The sequence below is a fragment of the Dactylosporangium sp. NPDC051541 genome, assembly GCF_044454505.1.
Taxonomy (GTDB): Bacteria; Actinomycetota; Actinomycetes; order Mycobacteriales; family Micromonosporaceae; genus Dactylosporangium.
Window position 1 is genome coordinate 309609 of sequence record NZ_JBITDU010000002.1, and the last position, 18585, is coordinate 328193.

12 protein-coding genes are annotated in these 18585 nt (G+C 75.0%); 4 read left to right on the forward strand and 8 right to left on the reverse strand.

Annotated elements, in window-relative coordinates:
- The first annotated feature begins 29 nt into the window (after window positions 1-29).
- Both ACIA8L_RS09520 and ACIA8L_RS09525 read left to right on the forward strand, forming a co-directional pair.
- Window positions 30-5516, forward strand: a complete 5487-nt coding sequence (locus ACIA8L_RS09520) for a hypothetical protein (RefSeq protein ID WP_395902347.1) — start codon at window positions 30-32, stop codon at window positions 5514-5516.
- An 18-nt stretch (window positions 5517-5534) separates the two neighbouring features.
- The gene (locus ACIA8L_RS09525; RefSeq protein ID WP_395902348.1) at window positions 5535-6248 is read left to right on the forward strand and encodes a thymidine kinase; all 714 of its coding nucleotides are present in this window, start codon (window positions 5535-5537) and stop codon (window positions 6246-6248) included.
- A gap of 42 nt (window positions 6249-6290) precedes the next feature.
- Here ACIA8L_RS09525 and ACIA8L_RS09530 read toward each other — a convergent pair whose 3' ends face one another.
- The 3 genes from ACIA8L_RS09530 to ACIA8L_RS09540 are packed head-to-tail and all read right to left on the reverse strand — an operon-like array spanning window position 6291 to window position 8799.
- Window positions 6291-7235, reverse strand: coding sequence for an endonuclease/exonuclease/phosphatase family protein (locus tag ACIA8L_RS09530; RefSeq protein WP_395902350.1), 945 nt, complete (start codon window positions 7233-7235; stop codon window positions 6291-6293).
- Window positions 7232-7618 carry a VOC family protein gene (locus tag ACIA8L_RS09535; RefSeq protein WP_395902352.1) on the reverse strand — a complete coding sequence of 129 codons (387 nt, stop codon included), beginning with the start codon at window positions 7616-7618 and terminating at the stop codon, window positions 7232-7234. The genes ACIA8L_RS09530 and ACIA8L_RS09535 overlap by 4 nt, the downstream gene beginning before the upstream one ends.
- A complete protein-coding gene (locus ACIA8L_RS09540; RefSeq protein ID WP_395902354.1) occupies window positions 7615-8799 on the reverse strand; it encodes a winged helix DNA-binding domain-containing protein in 1185 nt (394 codons plus the stop codon). The genes ACIA8L_RS09535 and ACIA8L_RS09540 overlap by 4 nt, the downstream gene beginning before the upstream one ends.
- Window positions 8800-8822: 23 nt before the next feature.
- Between ACIA8L_RS09540 and ACIA8L_RS09545 the strand changes: the two genes are divergently transcribed.
- On the forward strand, window positions 8823-10532 hold the full coding sequence (locus tag ACIA8L_RS09545) for an acyl-CoA dehydrogenase family protein (RefSeq protein ID WP_395902356.1): 1710 nt from the start codon (window positions 8823-8825) through the stop codon (window positions 10530-10532).
- A gap of 260 nt (window positions 10533-10792) precedes the next feature.
- On the opposite strand, the gene ACIA8L_RS09550 is transcribed toward ACIA8L_RS09545, so the two are convergent.
- On the reverse strand, window positions 10793-11761 hold the full coding sequence (locus tag ACIA8L_RS09550) for a tyrosine-type recombinase/integrase (protein ID WP_395902358.1): 969 nt from the start codon (window positions 11759-11761) through the stop codon (window positions 10793-10795).
- Complete coding sequence (locus tag ACIA8L_RS09555) at window positions 11762-12397, reverse strand: class I SAM-dependent methyltransferase (RefSeq protein ID WP_395902359.1); 636 nt, start codon at window positions 12395-12397, stop codon at window positions 11762-11764.
- A 262-nt stretch (window positions 12398-12659) separates the two neighbouring features.
- On the opposite strand from ACIA8L_RS09555, the gene ACIA8L_RS09560 reads away from it, so the two are divergent.
- A complete protein-coding gene (locus ACIA8L_RS09560) occupies window positions 12660-12911 on the forward strand; it encodes a hypothetical protein (RefSeq protein WP_395902361.1) in 252 nt (83 codons plus the stop codon).
- A gap of 50 nt (window positions 12912-12961) precedes the next feature.
- Here ACIA8L_RS09560 and ACIA8L_RS09565 read toward each other — a convergent pair whose 3' ends face one another.
- The 3 genes from ACIA8L_RS09565 to ACIA8L_RS09575 form a co-directional block, all read right to left on the reverse strand.
- The gene (locus ACIA8L_RS09565) at window positions 12962-15301 is read right to left on the reverse strand and encodes a HelD family protein (protein WP_395902362.1); all 2340 of its coding nucleotides are present in this window, start codon (window positions 15299-15301) and stop codon (window positions 12962-12964) included.
- Window positions 15302-15372: 71 nt separating this feature from the next.
- Complete coding sequence (locus ACIA8L_RS09570; protein WP_395902364.1) at window positions 15373-16371, reverse strand: nucleoside hydrolase; 999 nt, start codon at window positions 16369-16371, stop codon at window positions 15373-15375.
- Between the two features lie 175 nt (window positions 16372-16546).
- Window positions 16547-18517 carry an Hsp70 family protein gene (locus ACIA8L_RS09575; RefSeq protein WP_395902367.1) on the reverse strand — a complete coding sequence of 657 codons (1971 nt, stop codon included), beginning with the start codon at window positions 18515-18517 and terminating at the stop codon, window positions 16547-16549.
- Window positions 18518-18585 lie beyond the last annotated feature (68 nt).

The window sequence follows — 18585 nt, forward strand, 5'->3', positions numbered from 1 at the left end:
CCGTTGCGCGCAGCCACGAAGATGGATACGTGGCCGGCCCGACACGTCGACGCATCGCCCTGGCTGCCATCGTCCTGGGCACCTCGGCCGCCCTGGCCACCGTCGCCGTCTTCCTGATCACCGGCGGCCTCGGCGCCGCCGATCAGGTCTCCAGCATCATCGCCGGCACCGTCGCCCTGCTCGGCCTGTCCGTCTCGGCCGCCGGCGTCCTGTCCCGCCTCGCACCCCGCACCGCCCAGGTTCCCGCCCGTACCGTCTGGGGCGTCCTGCGCACCCCACCCGAACTGCCGCGGTTCGTCGCGGACCAGGTCCGGGCGGCGCGTTCGGTGCCGTACCACGTCGCCGGCTTCGGCCCGGTCCGGATGGCCGAGCTCTACGTCCAGCAGGACCTCGAGGCCCGGACCCCGGCGGCCGCCACGACCCGCGCGACCGCCTTCGCCCTGGCCGACCCCGGTTCGACGGAACGCCTGGAGGCCCGCGCCACCGGCCAGGTCCAGGTCCGGATGCTACCCCTGGCCGAACGCGTCGAGCACGTCCTGGACCGCCACCGCCACCTGCTCGTCGAAGGCGGCCCGGGCCTGGGCAAGTCCAGTCTGGCCCGCTCGCTGACCGACCGGATCGGCCGCCAATGGCAGCCGGTGGACGCCGACCGGGTCACCGCCACGCCGGTGATCCCGGTCCTGGTCACGGCCCGGGCGCTGGCCCGCCGCCGCGACGAGCCGTGGACGACGGCCCTGGCCGGTGCCAGCGCCGAACACATCGGCCAGCACGCCGATGCCCGGCCCACGGCCGAGCTGTTCACGGCCCATCCGGCCGGCGCCGAGTGGCTGATCCTGGTGGACGCCCTCGACGAGGTGACCGAACCGCACCGGCTGGAGTTGCTGGAGGTCCTCGCCGAGCGGATGGCCGACGCGTCCTCGCCGTACCGGATCGTCCTGCTGACCCGCCCGCTGGACGGCCCGGCCCGCGACCGCCTGCGCCGCCTCGGCGCCGGCCTCTACTCGCTGCTGCCGTTCAGCCAAACCGCCCTGGAGGACTTCGTCGCCGGCGTCTTCGGCGGCGACACCCGGGCCGATCGCTTCCTGGATCAGCTCCGGACGGCCGACCTGGACGAGGTTGCCGCGACTCCGCTACTGGCGACGATCGCGGTGACCGTCTTCGCCTCCCACCCGGGCCGAGGCCTGCCCGGCAGCCGCTACGAGCTCTATACGCAGTACCTCGCCCACCTCCGCGAGGTCAACACCGACCGCCGTCGGGCGCTGCGCGCGAAACGTCGCCAGCGCTCCCCGGACGCCGCCCGGGACCTGGAGGTGGTGTTCGACCGCACGCAAGACCTGGTGGAACACCTGGCGGTCACGCAGGTCGAGACGAACGAGCCGCTCCTGCGCGCGGCCGGAAGCTGGTGCGAGCGGCACCTCCCGTCGGGCCTGCGGATGGTCCCGGACCGCGAATCGCTGATCGCCGATCTCCTGACGACGACCGGCCTGCTGGTCCGACGCGACGCGGATCTGTCGTTCATCCACCACACTTTCGCCGAGCACTTCACCGCCGACGGCCACGCCGCCGCGCTGCCACCGGCCTTCGACCCGGCCGGCGAGACGTGGCGGCACTGGATCGCCCGCGCCACGTTCGGCGACACGGCCGCGCTGTCGGTGCTGGTCCGCTGGTCCCACCGGGGCGACGGCGACCGGCTGCTCGACTGGCTGCTGAACGGCTCACGCAACGACCAGTACACGGCCTGCCGGCTGATCGGCGACGGCGCCGCGGCCGCCGACCGGCACGTCGCGGCGTGCCTGCGGCACCTCGAACTGGTTTGCACATACTGGCCCGACGAGCAGGTCGTCCGCGCGGTCGGGCGCCTGCCCGCCGGTCCGGTCCGGTCCCAGTGGGCCCGGGCCCGGCTGTGCGACGATGCCGCCGACCTGAGCATCGTCGCGTCCGCCGCCCGAGCTCTGGGCGCCGATCCGGGCGCTGCCGCCAGCATCCGTTCGCGCCTCGCCGGTGCGCTCCTGCCGGACCAGCGCACCACCCTGGCCGGGGCGCTGGCCGCGGCGGCGGCGGACGGACCCGGTGCGGCGCTCGACGAGCTGGGCCGGGCGCTGCGCGACGACCTTGCCACGGTCGGTGAGGTCAGCCGGGCTGCCCGTGGGATGGCGGCGCTCGGCCCGCCGCTGCGGCCGCGGGTCCGCGCGGCGCTCATCGCTGCCGTCCACGACCGTGCACTGGTCGATGGCGGGGCACAGGCGGCGCGGGTCCTCGCGGAGCTCGACAACGGCCGGCGGGAGGAAGCGACAGCGACGATCCACGCCGCGCTGGACGACCCGTACACCCACCCTGGTGACCGCGCCCACTTCGGCCGGCTCCTCGCAGAGCTCGGCACTGACCCGGCCGGGGCGGGCCGGTTGCTGCTGGATCTGGCCCGGGACGTCTACGTCGAGCCGTTCGAGCGGATCTTCGCCGCCCGGGTCGCCGCCGACCTCGGCCCCGAGCATCGCCGATCCGCGGCCGCGGTCCTGGCCGCGCTCGCCGTCGACCGGCAGGTCAACGGCTGGCACCAGCGCGACGTCGCCGGGACGCTGGCGGACCTCGGCGTCGAGTACCACCCGGTTGCGGCGACCGCGATCGACAGCATCTTCACCGGACGCCGCACCGCGAATGCCTGGCAGTTCCGGATGGCGGCCCAGATCGCTGTGCGGATGTCACCCGAGCGACGGGCCGGGTGGATCGAGCTGCTCGGCCGGATGCCGCCGGACCCGCCGGACGAGCAGGCGGTCAGATTCGCGACGGCCCGGGCGATCCTCGATCCGAGCAGCCCGATCGGCGCCGCCGCGCTCCAGGCGCTGGCCGGCGATCGGTTCGTCCGCCCCTCGACGCGCAACACGGCGGCGACGATGCTGGCCCTGCTCGGACCCGAGACGGCATCGGCCGGCATCCAGATCCTCGAGGACGCCTCGGCAACGGATCGTTCGGCCCAGCGGCGGGCCTATGGCGCGTATGTGCTGGCGTCCGAGTTTCCGGGGCATCAGGGCCGGTGCGAGGCCGAGCTGCGCCGGTCGCTGGCCGATCCCCGCCCCGGCCCCGAGGACTCGATGTGGATCGCCTTCTACATGTTCGAGACGATGCCCGCGGCCCGCGCGGCCGCAGCGGCGCGGCTGCGGCGGGCCGTGAGCATTGACGCTCCTGACGATGTAGACCGGCCTTACGTCCTACGGCAGCTCACGCGGTACAGCCGGGACGAACGGACCCGCCAGCTCGAACGCTGGCACGAGACCGGCGCCGACGCCACGGCCCCGGTCCCCGTCCGCAGCGGCGCCGGCGAGGACCTGCTGAACTGGCGCCCCGCGGACCGGCATACCGCCATTGAACTCCTCGCCGCCATGTGCCGTGACCCGCACGTACTACCGGCCGACCGGGCCGTGGCCGCCGAGCGGCTCGGCCTGCTGTCGGCCGGGCGGGACCGGGCCGTCGCCGTGCTCACGCTGCTGTGCGACGACCCGCACACGCCAGGTGAGACGTGGGTGGCGGCGAACGCCGCGCTCGACCGTTTCCGGCCCGGGGCGCGAGCCGACCGGGTCCGCCAGGCGCGCGCCGTCCCCGCCGAACCACTCGCCCGGACAGGCGCCGTGGCCTGGCTGGCCAAGGTGGCCGCCGACGGGCCGCTGGACGCCGCCCGGCTGCGGGCCGTCGCGGTGGCCTCGCCCGGGCCGGCCGTCCTCGAAGCCGTGGCCGAGGTCGCGGTCCGACTGCCGGACCTGGAGATCCCGAGGTTCGCCGACACGTTCCGGTCGCTGTTCGACGACGACGCGCCGACGCTGGCCGCCGCCGCCTGCGCACTCGCCGAACTCGGGCCCGAGTTCGAGTCCGACGCCCATGCGGCGCTCGTCGCGCGTCTCGCCGACGGCCCGGGCCCGGCCGACGTCGTCGTCCTCACCGGCGCGCTGACCCGGCTGTCGGCGCGGAGCCGCCGCGCCGCGGCCGATGCGGCCGAGGGGCTGCTCGACCGGGCCGATGCCGACCTCCGGCACCTGGTTGCGGCGGTCGAGCAGCTCGGATCGATCGCCGCCACGGTGCCCGGCGCCCTCCGCCACGCCCGGCGCCTGCTCGGCGATCCGCGGCTACGGCCGGATCAGGCCGTCCGGCTGGCCGAACTCGTCGCCGACCTGGAACCCGGCGACGTGGCCGCCCGCGACACATTGCGCCGGCTCGCCGCGGACCCGGACCACGGGCGGGCCGCGGCCTTCGCCCTCGCGGCGGCCGAGCCCGAGACATTCACCGGGCTCGGCGTCCCCGCCGCGGTGGCCATGCTCGGCAACGCTGTCGTGGCGGCCGCGCTCATGGCCCGGCTCGACGAACGCCACGCGCCGGCGGCGATCGCCGTCCTGGAGGGCGCCGGGAACGGATGGGCCGAGCGGTGGCCGGCGGTCAACGAGCTGATCGACGTGTATCGCGGACGGCCCGTCGCGCTTCGGCTACTCGCTGGCATAGTCGACGACGCGCAGCTCACCGTGCGGGATCGGTGCCGGGTCGCGGCACTGCTCGGCACGCTCGGGGCGACGGGGCGCGATCTGGCCGCGGCGCGGCTTGTCGGCCTGCTCGAGCAGCCCCGGCTGTCCGGGCGGACGCGGCGGCACATCGCGATCGCCCTCGCCGGGCTCGGGCCCGTCTGCCGGGACATCGCCGCCACGTATCTCGCGCACTCCGACGATCCGATCGAGGCCGCGGCCGCGCTGGCGCCGCTGAGCCCGCAGTACCGGCGGCAGGCCGCGGCCATGCTCCGGGAGCAGCTCGACGGACCCCGGCGGCTCGCCGCGGCGGCAAGGCTCGCACTGGTTTCGCCGGCGGATCGGCAAGACGCCGCTCTGGTACTGCTCGAAGCCGCCCGCGGCCGGGACGCCCCCGGCATCAGGGCAGCCGCCGCGCTTGTCCGGCACCGGCATCCGGGCTGGCCCGAAGCCGCAGAGCTGCTCCTGGCGCGCCGCGGCGACCCCGGCTACCTGCGGCGGGCCGCGGCGGAAGCGCTGCTGCACGGCGGGCCCGCGCTGGAAGGTCAGGCCCTGCGGCTCCTCGGCGGCATGTGCGCGGATCAGGCCGTACACCCGCATGATCGGCTTGAAGGGGCTTTGCTGCTGCTCGCCCGGTCGGCCGACCCGGCCGCGGCCGTCGCCGCCCTCGCCGACCTGGCCGCGGATGGGCCGCCGACCGTGCGGCGCCGGGCCGCGGCCGCCCTGCCGGCCCGGGCTCCGGAGCGGCTCGACGAGGCGGCGACGGTCCTACGGGCCCTGCGTGACGACGCGGGCGTGCCACGGGAGGTGCGCGCCAACGCCGCCGCCGACCTGGCGCGGCTCGGGCCGGCCTATCGCGGGGAGGGGATCGCGGGCCTCGATCCGACGACCCGGGCCGGCGGGCGCCACCTGGGCACGCTCGGTGCGCGGCTGCGGGACCGGGTCGGCCCGGCGGCGCGGGTCGATCGGATCCACACCGGACTGGAGGCCGTGCCCGGATCGGCCTTCGCATAGCCAGTAGGCTGCGACGTCGTGACACCAACCGAGGACGACGACCCCACCGCCTGCGTGGCCGCCGGTGACAGCCGCTTACGGCGCGGCGGGCGGCTGAAGTTCTTCTACGGCCCGATGGACTGCGGCAAGTCCACCCTCGCGCTGCAGATGGACTACAACCACGCTCGGCAGGGCCGGCACGGGCTGGTGCTGACCACCATCGACCGGGCCGGGCCCGGGCGGCTGTCGACCCGGATCGGGCTGGGCAAGGACGCCGTCGACGTGGCCGGGCTGGACCTGCGGGCCCTTGTGCGGGAACGGTGGGCCAGAGGCATCCGGGTCGACTACCTCATCTGCGACGAGGCCAGCTTCTACACCGTCGAGCAGATCGAGCAGCTGGCCGACCTCGTCGACACCTCCGACGTCGACGTCTACGCGTTCGGCCTGGCCACGGACTTCCGCACGGCCCTGTTCCCGGCCGCGCGGCGGCTGTTCGAGCTCGCCGACGAGGTGACGAAGGTGCAGGTCGAGGTGCTGTGCTGGTGCGGGCGGTCGGGCCTGCTCAACGCCCGCGTCGTCGACGGCGTCATCGCCCGCGAGGGCGACCAGGTCGTGATCGGCGACACGGCCGCCGACGGGGCCGCGGCCCCGCAGCCGCCGGACGTGCACTACCAGGTGCTGTGCCGGCGTCATCACCGTACCGGCAACCTGGGCCCGGCCGCCCGCGCGGAAGGCCAGCTCCGGCTGGTCTGATGTCACCCGCGCGAAGGCCTGCCGCTCGGGCCCGACCGCGGCTCACGCCGGGGGGAGGACGAGCTCGGCGACGACGATGGTGTGGTCGCTCTCGCCCGGGTGGCGGGTGCCGAACTCGCGGACGCCGATCCGGGCGTCGGCCAGGACGTGGTCGAGGGTGATCGGCGGGGTCCAGAACGGCAGGGTCTCGGTGCGGCACGGCCAGGTCGGGAGCAGGCCGCGGCCGCGTTCGGCGGCGGCGTCGCGGTAGCCGGCCCGTAGGAGGCTGCGCAGGACGGCGTGGTCGAGGGTGGCGTTGAAGTCGCCGAGGAGGATGCGCGGCGGGCCGTCGGGGGCCGGGAGCGGCTGGGTGCGGATGTTCTGTGACCAGACGCCGACGTGGCCCTTGCGGGGCGGGTATGGGTGGGCGGACTCGACCAGGACCGGGCCCGCGCCCGGCACGAGCACCGTGGCGCCGGTCTGGTTGAGCGGGATCGGGGTGTGGGTGCGGCTCGTCGGTTCGGCGATCGGGTGGCGGCTGAACAGGCCCGACCCGCCGCCGCCGGGCGCCGGGGCGACCACCCGATATGGGAGCAGGGCGTCGATCCCGGCCTCGTCGAGGGCGGCCAGGCCCTCGCCGGTCAGCTCCTGCACGGCCAGGACGTCCACGTCATCGATCTTCAGCTGCTCGACGAACCGCGGTGTCGCGCCGCGGCCGTAGAGCAGGTTGGCGCACATCACCCGCAGCCGCACCCCCTCGCCCGGCCGCGGCCCCGGGATCAGGCGGGGCCCGACCAGGCCGGCCAGGACGAGACCGCAGGCGGTGAGCAGCAGGCCGGGGCCGGGCGCGACCAGGAGCGCGGGGGCACCGGCCAGCAGCGCCAGGGCCGCGGCGTAGGGCGTGTAGGTGACCAGCTGCACCAGCGGTGTCCCCCGTTCCAGGCCCAGCGCCCGGATCACGGTGAAGACCGCGGCCAGCCCGGCGATGGTCCAGCCGACCGCCGTCACCGGGCCGGCTCCGGGTCGGCGGCGAGGCAGAACGGGTGGCCGGCCGGGTCCAGGAACACCGTCCAGCGGCCGGCGCCCGGCTGGGCCGCGGGGCGGGTCGCGCCCAGCTCCTCGAGCCGGGCCGCGGCCCGCGCCGGGTCGGTGGCGTAGAGGTCGAGGTGGAACTGCTGGGGCGCGGCCGGGTCGGGCCAGCGCGGCGGGCGGTAGTCGGCGACGCGCTGGAAGCACAGGTTGATGCCGCCCGGGGTGACCGGCTCCAGGGCGACCTGGTCGGCGTCGTCGTAGGCGCGGGCGGCGCCGGTCACCGCCTGGTAGAAGTCGGCCAGGGCCCCGGGGTCGGCGCAGTCCAGGGTGACTGAGCCGACACGTGCAACCACGGTCATGCGCTGACCGTACCGGCCGGGTCTGACAATTTTCGCTCCAACGGGGCCCGGAACCTGGGAGTCACCCGCACGCCGGCCAGCCACCCGGTGAGCTCGTCCGCGGCCCGCGCGACGGCCCGGGTCTCGGCCGCCGAGACCGGTTCGAGCAGCTCGGTGACGACCCGGCCGGAGGGCTGCTGGGCCCAGCCGCCGACGATGCGGCCGGACGACCAGATCGTCGGGCCGGCGTTGCCGGTGCGGTCGAAGAGGGACTCCGCGTGCTGCCCGAGGTACCAATGCCGGCTCTGAAACCCCATGACCGTCGGGTCCAGACTCGGGAGCAGCGCCACCCACGGGCCGGGGTCGTCGACCGGTCCGGTGTCGTCGGGAAGCACGTAGCCGGTTTCGCCGCCGTCGAGGGCGACCTCCACGGCCTCGAGGGCGCGCAGGGCGGCCCTGGTGTGGGTCATGCTCCAGCCGGACCACCACTTCAGGTCGGCGGCGGTGCCCGGGCCGAACCGGGCCAGCCACGCCCGCGCGAGTTCGGTGCGGGCGGCCGCCGGGTCGAGGTCCTCGAGGGGTTCGGGGAGCCAGTCGGTCACGCACGACCAGGCGTACTGGCTGCTGATCCACGACCCGGCCGGGCGGCCGCGCACGATCCGGCCGTCGGCGGCGAGCAGGAACAGCACGCGGCTGGTCACGTACTGCTCGCCCTGCGGGAACACCATGCGTGAGCGCAGCCGTGGTTCGTCGGCGGCGAGCTGGGCGGCGGTCGCGGAGCGGCGCCGGCGCAGGGCCTCGTAGGTGGACTCGGAGACGTCCTCGAGCCACGCCGCGTCGCCGACACCGGTCTCGGTCAGGTGTTTCACGAGGAGGCGGCGCTGCTCGGCGGCGACCGCCCGAGTGGCGCCGGCCTGCACGACGGCGGCGAAACCGGACGGGACGACGAACATCGTGCGGCGCATCCCGAGCATCCGCAGCAGGGTCCGCCGCTCGTACAGCGCCTCCTCGACGGTCGCGACCAGGGGCCGGTGCAGGCGGGCGGCGACCGACAGGTGGACGGTGGCCGGGTCGGTGGCGTGGAGCGCGACGAGCTCGGCGGTGACTGCTTCAGCGGTTTTCTGCGGGGGTACCGCCTGGCCGAGCCCGTGCCGCAACCCCAGCCGGGCCCGCCGCTGCGCGGTGTCGATGTGCGCCGTCACCGCATCAAAGTAGCCTTGCCGGCATGACGCGACCTCCAGCCGGGGCTTCGGGCTCGGCCGTACGATTCGTGCAGACCGGGCCGGGGCTGCGAGACCCGTACACCGCCGACCCGCAGCTGCGCGGCTGGCTCGACCGGCTCCTCGGCGAGGACGGGCACGCGGCCGCCGAGCAGCGCCTGTCCGACCTGGCCGCCGAGGTCCTGGGGCCGCTGCGCGACGCACACCACGACGCCGAGAACCACCCGCCGACCCTGACCCGGTTCGACGGCTGGGGGCAGCGCATCGAGCGCGTCGACACCTCCGCGGGCTGGCAGGCGCAGCGGGCCGCGGCCGCCCGGCACGCGGTCGTCGCCTTGCCCTACCTCCCCGCCGCCCGCGACGCGTGGGGCCCGGGCGCCCGCGTCGTCCAGCACGCGCTGCTGCACCTGTGGGGCCCGGAGTCGGCGACGTTCTCCTGCCCGGTCGCGATGGCCGACGGCGCCGCCGCCCTGCTCAGCCAGACCGGTGAGCAGGGCGAGTGGCTGGCCCGGCTGATCGACACCGACCCGGCCACCGCGGTCACGTCGGGGCAGTGGATGACCGAGTCGCAGGGCGGCTCCGACATCGCCCGCTCCACCACCACCGCGAGCCCCGACGGCCAGGGCGGCTGGACGCTGACCGGCGACAAGTGGTTCTGCTCGGCGATCGACTCGGCGATGGCGGTGGCCCTGGCCCGGCCCGAGGGCGCGGGCCCCGGCAGCCGGAATCTGGTGCCGTTTCTGGTACCGCGCTATGCCGGCGACGGCCGCAGCCCCGCACCCGGCCTGCAGGTGCTGCGGCTCAAGGACAAGCTGGGGACGAGGGCGGTACCCACCGGCGAGGTCCGCCTCGACGCCGTCCCCGCGTTCCCGCTGACCGACCCGGCCCAGCCCGGCCTGGCCGCGATGATGACGCTCGTCGTCGTCACCCGCCTGCACAACGCGGCCGCGGCCGCCGGGGGGATGCGTCGCGGCCTCGAGTACGCCCTCGCCTACGCCGCCGAACGCACCGTCGCCGGCGGCGTCCTGGCCGACAACCCGCTGCACCGCGCCACCCTGGGCGGGCTCGCCGTCGACGCGGCCGGCGCGTTCGCCCTCGCCGCGCACGGGTTCGCGCTGCTGGGCCGGGCCGAGCACGGCGACACCGACGCGGCCGCCGAGCTGCGCCTGGCCGCGCCGCTGGCGAAGCTGACGACGGGCCGGCTCGCGGTCGCGTCGGCCAGCGAATACCTCGAGTGTTTCGGCGGCGCCGGGTATGTCGAGGACACCGGCATCCCGCGGCTGCTCCGCGACGCGCAGGTCCTGCCGATCTGGGAGGGCACCACGAACGTCCTGTCCATCGACGTGCTCCGCGCCCTCGCCACCGGCGACGGGGCGAAGCCGCTGCTCAACCGGCTCACCATGGCCGCCGACGCGGCGACGCACCGGCTGCCCGGGGTCGCCGAGGCCCTCGCCGCCGCGACCGGGCGGCTCGCCGCGGACATCGCGACGGCGGCCTCCGACCCGCGGGACCCGCGGGTGCAGGCCGGGGCGCGGGAGCTGGCGCTGCGGCTCGGGCACGCGCTGACGGCGGCGCTGCTGCTGGAGCACGCGGCGTGGGCGGCGGAGCGGGGCGAGGAGCGGCCGGCGCTGCTGGCGTCGCTGTGGATCCTGCGCCGGCTCGGCCACGCGGACATTTCGGCGGACCTGCACGCGGGCTTCGACCAGCTCGTGTGATTCGCGCGGGGCTCGATATGTCGGGCGCTGCGCGCCTCGACATATCGGACTTATCAGCATATTTCCGGGCGGGCGGCGACGGCGGTTGATCTTCGCGCGGCGCAAGGCGTTGTCCCGCCGTCGCCGTCGCCGTCGCCGTCGCCGTCGCCGTCGCCGTCGCAAGGCGCGCTTCGCGCGAAGGCTCGGAACCGGCCGCGCCACGCCGGGCGGCAAGCCACGCCGGGCGGCTCAAGCGCGCCGGGCGGCTCAGGCGCGCCGGCTCAGGTTCGGCTTCGTCGGGCCCGGGCGGCGGCGAGGGTGTAGGCGGGGTCGCGGTCGAGGTTGTGGCGGTCCCGGTCGTAGCGGCGGGTCGTCCTCGGGTCCGCGTGACCCATGGCGTCCTGCACGTCCTCGAGGGGTACCCCCTCATCCCGGGCGGCGGTCGCGAACGCATGCCGCAGCGAGTGCGGGCTCAGCCGCTCCCACTCGGGGACTCCGGCGTCCCGGGCCAACCGGCGGACCAGGCGAAACACGGCGTGCCGGTCGACGCGGCCACCGGTCGCGGTCGCGAACAGCGGCCCGGGCGCGTCCCCGCGCAGCGGCAGGTAGTCGCCGAGGGCCCGCAGCACACCCGGGGTCAGGGCGCGGCGGCGGGGCTTGCCGCCCTTGCCGGTGAACCGGACCGTCTGGTGGCCGCGCTCCGTGCCGAGGTCCTCGACGTCGAGGGCGACGACCTCACCGACCCGCAGCCCGAGGTCGGCCAGGAGGGCCAGGATCGCGCGGTCGCGGGGCGCGGTCGGGCCGCCGAGCCGGTCGGCGGCGGCGAGCATCGCGTCGACCTCGGCCGCGGCCAGGCCGACGGTCGCGGACACGTCCCGGTCGACGCGGGGCCGGTCCGCGCCGCCGACCGGGTTGGCCGGGAGGGCCTCGAGCCGGACCAGGAACGCGTACCAGCTCGACAGCGCCGACAGTTTCCGGGCCACGCTGGCCGGGGCGAGGACCTTGCCGGTGCGGCCGTCGACGGTCGCCTCCAGGTCCCGGGCGTAGGCGTTGACGTGCAGGAACGACGCGTGCAGCGGGTCCAGGTCGCGGCCGGTGCACCACTGCAGGTACTGGTGGACGTCCCGGCGGTACGCGGCCCGGCTGTTCGCGGACAGCCGCCGGTTGGCCAGCCAGGCCTCGGTGAAGTCCGCGGAACCGGCGGCGACCGCGGGCAGGGCGGGCGGCGGGAGGCGCTCGGGGGAAGCCATCTACGGGTTGACCGACCACACGGTCGTGCGCTTGACCGGGGCGTCTTCCAGCGTCTGCGGTACTGGCACGTCGTACTCGGCGAGCAGCGTCAGATGCTCCCGGGGCAGGTAGGCCCGTCCGGGGTCGCCGACGAGGACGGTCGCGCCGGCGCGGGCGGCCCGGCGCAGGTAGTCCAGCATCCGGCGGGTCATCTCCCGGCTGTAGAACACGTCCCCGGCCAGGACGACCTCGGCGTCCGGCTCCCGCTCCAGGACATCGGCCAGCAGCGGTGTGACGGTCACGCCGTTGGCCTCGGCGTTGATCGCGATCGCGGCCACCGCCAGCTCGTCGATCTCCACGGCCGTGACCCGGGCCGCGCCGGCCTTCATGGCGGCGATCGCGACCAGCCCGGACCCGGCGGCCAGATCGAGGACGGATCGGCCGTCGATCAAAGCTTTTCGGTCCAGGGTGTACCGCGCCAAGGCCTGACCGCCCGCCCACGCGAACGCCCAGAACGGCGGCGGCATCGTGGCGCCCTGATCAGTTTCGGTCCGTTCCCACAGCTCGATGGCCTCGTCGGCGAGGTGCAGCCGCACCTCGGGGACGAGCGGTACCGGGGTCAGGTGGGTGTTGGAGAGTACGAATTGCGCCGTCATCGCAGCGGACCGTACCAAGGCCGCTTGTCACTCCTGCGTGCGACGCCCCGTCACGGGTCGCTTGGGTACCGTCGCTGCATGGCCGCAAGTGCCGTATTCGTCTGGATCATCCTCGGCCTCGCGGTGGCCGTGCTGATCGTCATCGCGCTGTACGTCGACTCGTGGCGGCGCAAGGACGACGCCTGAACCACGCCCGCTCGAGTTATCCACAGGCCGGATCAGGTACTTCCGGGGCGCCGGACGGGCATGGTGTCGTTGACGCATGGCTCCTTCGCCCGCACCGCAGACCATCGTCGCCGCGCTCGACGCCTGCGAGGAGTTCCTCGCCCTCACGCCGGCCCCGGCGCAGCGCCCTGGACCGGCTCACCGACCGGCCGTCCAGCAGGGCGGGCACCGGCCGCCGACCGCCGCCGAGAGCGTCACCGGCGCGAGCCTCAGTGACGGTGACCCTCTCGGCTGGTCCCTGCGATGGCGACCGCCACGGCGGTTGCTACAGTCACCCTCGGTCCGGTGAGCGTGCTGGAGTCCGACCCATCACGCTCCCGGCTAATCCCTGGTCAGCCCTCAGATCCCGACGACCGCGAGCAGCGCGTCGGGGAGGGTTCCCGGGTGCAGGATGCCGAGGCGCTGCGTCGCCCGAGTCAGCGCCACATATAGATCGTTGGCGCCGCGCGGCGACTCCTCGACGATCCGGTCCGGGTCGACGACGACCACCCCGTCGAACTCCAGACCCTTGGCCTGCTTGACGGTCAGCACCACGACCCGGGCCGTCAGGTCCGGCTCCTCACCGATCGCCGCGTCCGGGGCCGCCTTCAGCACGTGCGGCACCAGCTCCTCGAAGATACCGCCGGGCAGGATCACACCGAGCCGGCCCGCGCCGGCCGCCTCCGCCTCCTGCTCCACCGCCTCCGCGAGCGCGTCGCCGAGCTTCGCCGGCGCCACCCCGCGCACCCACGGGTCCACCCCGGCCTGCCGCACCGACCGCGGCGGCTGGAGGTCCGGGTCGATCCCGGCCAGCACACCGGCGGCGACCGCCATGATCTCGGCGGGCGTGCGGTAGTTGACGGTCAGCTCCCGCAGCCGCCAGCGGTCCCCGACATACGGTGTCAGGGCGTCACCCCACGCCGACGCGCCGCCGAGGTCGCCGGTCTGGGCCACATCGCCGACGACGGTCATCGAGCGGCTCGGGCAGCGGCGCATCAGCAGCCGCCACGCCATCGCCGACAGCTCCTGGGCCTCGTCGACGATCACGTGCCCGAACGCCCACTTCCGGTCGGCGGCGGCCCGCTCGGCCGGGGTCAGGGCCTCACCCTCGTCCTGCCGCTCGGCCAGCCGGTCCGCCTCGAGCAGGTCGGTGACCGACAGCAGCTCCGGGTCGTCCTCGTCCTCGACGTCGATCGACCGGGACCCGAACGCGATCTCCAGGGCCCCCTCGGCGTAGGCGACCTGCTGACGGCGGCGCCGCTCGGCCAGGATCTCCAGGACCGTCTCGTCCTCGCCGAGCAGCTCCGCGGCCTCGTCCAGCAGCGGCACGTCGGCCGGCGACCAGCCCTCCCGCGGGGCCCGCTTCAGCCGCGGGTCAGCGCCGGCCGCGGCGAGGCGCTTGTCGGAGGCGAAGAGCGCGGCGAGGAGCTGCTGCGGGGTGAGGATCGGCCACAGCCAGTCCAGCGCGCCGAGGACCTCGGCCTCGCCGCGCAGCTCGCGGCGGATCTCGGCGAGGTCGGCCTCCTCCAGCAGCTGCGCGTCGCCGGGGGCGTCGTCGCCGCCGAGCGGGTCGTCGGCGTAGGGGTCCAGGCCGATCGTGTCGGCGATCAGCAGCGACAACGCGTGGATGATCTCCGTGTCGAACGTCGGGCGGGCCAGGTTGTGCAGCTTCCCGGTCCGGCGGGCCCGGTCGCGGGCGTCCTCGATCACCGACGGTTCGAGCACGACCTCACCGCCGTCGAGCAGGTCCAGGCGCAGCCGCACCGGCTCGGCCGGCACCCGCTGCCGGTCGCGGACCGCGGCCGCGAGCACGTCGGCCATCTCGGCGCGGCCCTTGATCTCGGCGACCTCGGCCGGCTCCTCCCGGTGCGCGACGACCCCTGGGAACAGGTCCCCCATCGTGCCCAGCAGCACCCCGGTCTCGGCCAGGGACGGCAGCACCTGGGAGATGTAGCGCAGGAACGTCAGGTTGGGCCCGACGATCAGCACCACCCGCGACGACAGCATCTGCCGGTGCGTGTAGAGCAGATACGCGGCCCGGTGCAGCGCCACCGCCGTCTTGCCGGTGCCCGGCCCGCCCTGCACGACCAGCACCCCGCCGAGGTCGGCCCGGATGACATGGTCCTGCTCGGCCTGGATCGTCTCGACGATGTCGCGCATCCGCCCGGTCCGCGACGCGTTCAGCGCCGACAGCAGCGCCGCCTCACCCGTCACGCCGTCATGCGCGCCCCGGCCCGTCTCGTGGGCCTCGTTCAGGTCGAGGATCTCGTCGTCGAGGCCGGTCACCTGCCGCCGCTCGGTGCGGATGTGCCGGCGTCGGCGCACCCCGTCCGGCTTCGCCGCCGTCGCCAGGTAGAACGGGCGGCTCGCCGGGGCCCGCCAGTCGATCAGCAGCGGCTCGTAGTCGTTCTCCTCGTCGAAGATCCCGATCCGGCCGATGTAGCGCACCTCGTCCGCGGCAAAGTCGAGCCGGCCGAAGCACAGGCCGTTCTCGACCGCGCTGTACTGGGCGATCCTGTCCGTATACAGCGCCGCCTGCGAATCCCGGTGCGACCGGTCCGCGGGCGTGCCACCGCCTTCGAGCAGGGTCTTCGTCAGCTGCCCCGACGCCTCCTCCCGCAGGGCGTCCAGGTGCTCGTAGAGCGTGTCGAGGTGCCCCTGCTCCTCGACCAGGTCGGCTGTGTCGGATGGGTTTGACAATCCGCTCTCCAGTCGGCTAACATTGCAACCGCCGGACGCCTTTTTGGCGTCTTTTTTGTTGCCCGAACGCTCTACGATACTACTTCCCGCCCGGACCCCGGGGCCCCGTCCGGCTCGGCATCGGGCGCTTCTTCCCGCTCGACATCGGCCGTTCCCTGCCGCTCGACGTCGGCCGTTCCTTGCCGCTCGGCCGGCGGCCGGGTCGCTTGCCGCTCGGCCAGCAGCGTCGTGAGGAAGCGTTCGTGGTCGTAGCCCACGATGATCCGCGTTCCCGACCCGGGCCGCGGCCGCGCACCCCACTCGCCGCGCTCCCGATACAGCTCGACCTCCGCCCACTCGGCGATCCCCGGGTCGAGGGCGCAGCACGCCGCGAGCGGGTCGTGGAACAGCTTCCCGCCGGGGCGGTCCCGCAGATTGTCGCCCATCAGCCGCCGGATCAGACGCAGACCGGGCGCGGTCGCCGGCGCGAACCGGGCGTGCATCGCCTCGTCGTACGCCACCCCGTGGCACACGTTCTTCGACACGAACCAGCGCTCCCCGATGCCGGGGCTGGCCAGGGCCGCGAACACGGCCTTCGGGGCGCCGTTGAGGTTGAAGCTCGGGCAGGTGGTGCGGCCCTTGAACTTGTCCAGCTGCCGCTCCTCGGGGACCACGCCGGTGCCGGCGAAACCGCCCTGGACAACCAGCCTCCCCAGCGTGAACCCGTCGACCTGCAGCGCCCGGCCGAGGTTCTTCAGCGGGGCGCCGCAGATCAGGGTCGTGTCGCCGTCGCAGACCGCGGCCAGCAGCGGCGCGGCCGCCTCGGCGGCGCGGCTCGGCTCGATCGGGCCGAGGGCCTGGTAATGCCAGGGGGAGACGGCGTCCTTCGGATGGTCGAGCTGGCCGGCACCGACCCGGACGTCGTCACGGCCCAGGAGTTCCAGGCCGTGGCGGACGATCCCGACCTGGGCCGCGGTCCCGGGCGTGACCGTGACCGCCCGCAGGTCGACGCCGGGGTGGCCGGCGAGCAGGAGCAGGGTGATGAAGTCGTCGGGGTCACCGGTTTCCATGTCCCAGACCACACGTCGCATGGCCTTTGCTTTACGTGATCCCGACCGCCGACCGCAACGCGGTTCCCGCGGTTCCGCTTTATGCGCTCCCGTTTATGCGCTCCCGCTTTTGGTATCCCGGCTGCCAACCGCGACGCCGTTCCCGCGGTTCTTGCTTTACGCGATCGCGGCCGCCAACCGCGACGCGGTTCTTGCTTTACGTCATGCCGGCTGCCAGCCGCAACGCCGTTCCGGCCGCGCCGAGGATCAGCAGCAGGGCCGCGGTCCTGGGCAGCCACCGCCGCGCCCCCGGCTCCCGGGCCACCACGTACCGGCCCAGGGCCGCGCCGGCTCCGACGAACGCGATCACGGCCGCGCCGCCGGCCAGGACGATCCCGGTCGTGATCCTCGCGGTGTAGTCGGGGACGTGCCCGGCCCCGAACCCGGCCAGGGCGAGGGCGAGCCCGGCCGCGTCCGGCCGGCCGAACACCGGATGGTCACGCCGGTCGCGCCAGAGCACGCCGCCGACCGCGCCGGCGGTGACGACCGCGCCGAGCAGCCACAGCAGCGGCGTCGGGCCCCACCGGTGCGCGATCGCCGCCGCCCCCGCATACGCGCCGACGCCGCCGGCCACAAGGGATACAACGTAGATCGCGAGGCGCCACTGGGTCCGGCTCCCGTTCGCCGCGAACGTATACGCCAGCCACAGTGCGTAGCCGGGGTAGAGCAGCGCGTCACCGAGCCAGAAGTGCCACTCGGGCCGGCGGGTGCGGGCCAGGCCGGTCATCGCGATCAGGCCGAGCAGCAGGAGTACCCCCAGGAAAAGGGCCCATCCCCCACGGCCGCCCGGCTGCTGCGGTGTGGTCAGCACCGCCGTTGTCCCGTCGGGCTCCCGCGGGCCGGGCGGGCCGAGCACGTCGGTGGTCCCTTCGGGCTCCGCCGGTGGGGGCGGGGGCTCCTGCCGCTGTGCCGGCACCCGCGGCGAGAGCGGCTTGATCTGATGGGCGATGATCGCGACCGTGTCCTCCGACACCGAGTCGGCGCCCGGCACGGGGACCCGTTCGCGCACCTCGGACCGGGGCCGCACCGTCCGGGCGGGGGTGTCGAAGGCCATGACGCTGCCCTGCGCCACCGCCAGCTCCGGCTGCTCCATCACCGTCGGCGCCACCCCGGTCACGCGGTGCAGGCAGGTGGCAACGAGCGGGATGCGGCTGGACCCGCCGACCAGGAACAACCCGGCGAGGCGGCCGGTGGGCACGGCGGCCGCGATCACGGACCTGGTCAGCGCCACCGTGCGGTCGACGACGGGGGCGGCGAGCCGCTCGAGCTGCTCCCGGCCGAGGGGTGCGTCCTGGTCGAGGATCGGCACGTGGACGTAGGTGGAGGCGGAGCGGGACAGGATCTCCTTCGCGGTGCGGACGTCCTCCCAGAGGTTGCGGCGGGCCCGGCGGTCGCCGGTGGACTCCGGGTGTTCGAGCCGTCGCATCTCGTCGCGGTGCGTGGCGGAGTACACCGCGCCCAGGTATGCCACCAGCGCCGCGTCGACGTCGAGGCCTCCGGTGTCGGGCAGCCCGTCACTGGCGGCCACCTCCCAGCCACGTTCGGTGCGACGGACGACTGACGCGTCGAACGTCCCGGCGCCGAAGTCGTAGACGACGACGCAGGACCCGGCGGGCACCTCGGCTCCGGTGCTCTGCGCGAAGTACGACGCGGCCGCGACCGGCTCCGGGACCAGCTGCGCCGGGGCCGACGGGCCCGCGAGTTCGGCGAGGCGGGCGGCCTCGACGAGCACCGCCCGGCGCCGCGCCGCCCACGCCGCCGGGTAGGTCAGCGCCACCCCCGCCGGCGGGCCGCCCATCGTGCGGACCGCCTCGGCCCGGACGTGGGCCAGGACCGCGGCGATGAGCTGCGGCACCGGGTACTCCCCCGCGCCGAGCAGCACCGTGCCGTCGTCGATGCGGCGCTTCGGGTGCGGCTCGAACCGCTCCGGGCGGACCCGGGCCGCGTGGATCGCCTCGCGGCCGACGAGGAGCTCGGCGCCGCCGTCCGCGCCGGCGCACACGGCGGACGGCAGCTGCGGGAAGCCGTCGAAGAGCAGCGGCCGGGTCCGCCCGCCGGGCTCGTGGATCACCGCGGCGGTGTTCGACGTGCCGTAGTCGACGCCGAGGCAGTACCCGACCGTGATCATGCGCGCACCCTACGATGCCGGCGCGGCAACGGTCATCGACCGGAAGAGGTAACCGGCCGCGCACAACT

What these genes read in the sequence shown, in the direction of transcription:
- ACIA8L_RS09550 (WP_395902358.1), bottom strand. Translation starts at nt 11,761, where the DNA reads ATGGCTTCCCCCGAGCGCCTCCCGCCGCCCGCCCTGCCCGCGGTCGCC.
- ACIA8L_RS09535 (WP_395902352.1), bottom strand. Translation starts at nt 7,618, where the DNA reads ATGACCGTGGTTGCACGTGTCGGCTCAGTCACCCTGGACTGCGCCGAC.
- ACIA8L_RS09570 (WP_395902364.1), bottom strand. Translation starts at nt 16,371, where the DNA reads ATGCGACGTGTGGTCTGGGACATGGAAACCGGTGACCCCGACGACTTC.
- ACIA8L_RS09555 (WP_395902359.1), bottom strand. Translation starts at nt 12,397, where the DNA reads ATGACGGCGCAATTCGTACTCTCCAACACCCACCTGACCCCGGTACCG.
- ACIA8L_RS09560 (WP_395902361.1), top strand. Translation starts at nt 12,660, where the DNA reads ATGGCTCCTTCGCCCGCACCGCAGACCATCGTCGCCGCGCTCGACGCC.
- ACIA8L_RS09575 (WP_395902367.1), bottom strand. Translation starts at nt 18,517, where the DNA reads ATGATCACGGTCGGGTACTGCCTCGGCGTCGACTACGGCACGTCGAAC.
- ACIA8L_RS09545 (WP_395902356.1), top strand. Translation starts at nt 8,823, where the DNA reads ATGACGCGACCTCCAGCCGGGGCTTCGGGCTCGGCCGTACGATTCGTG.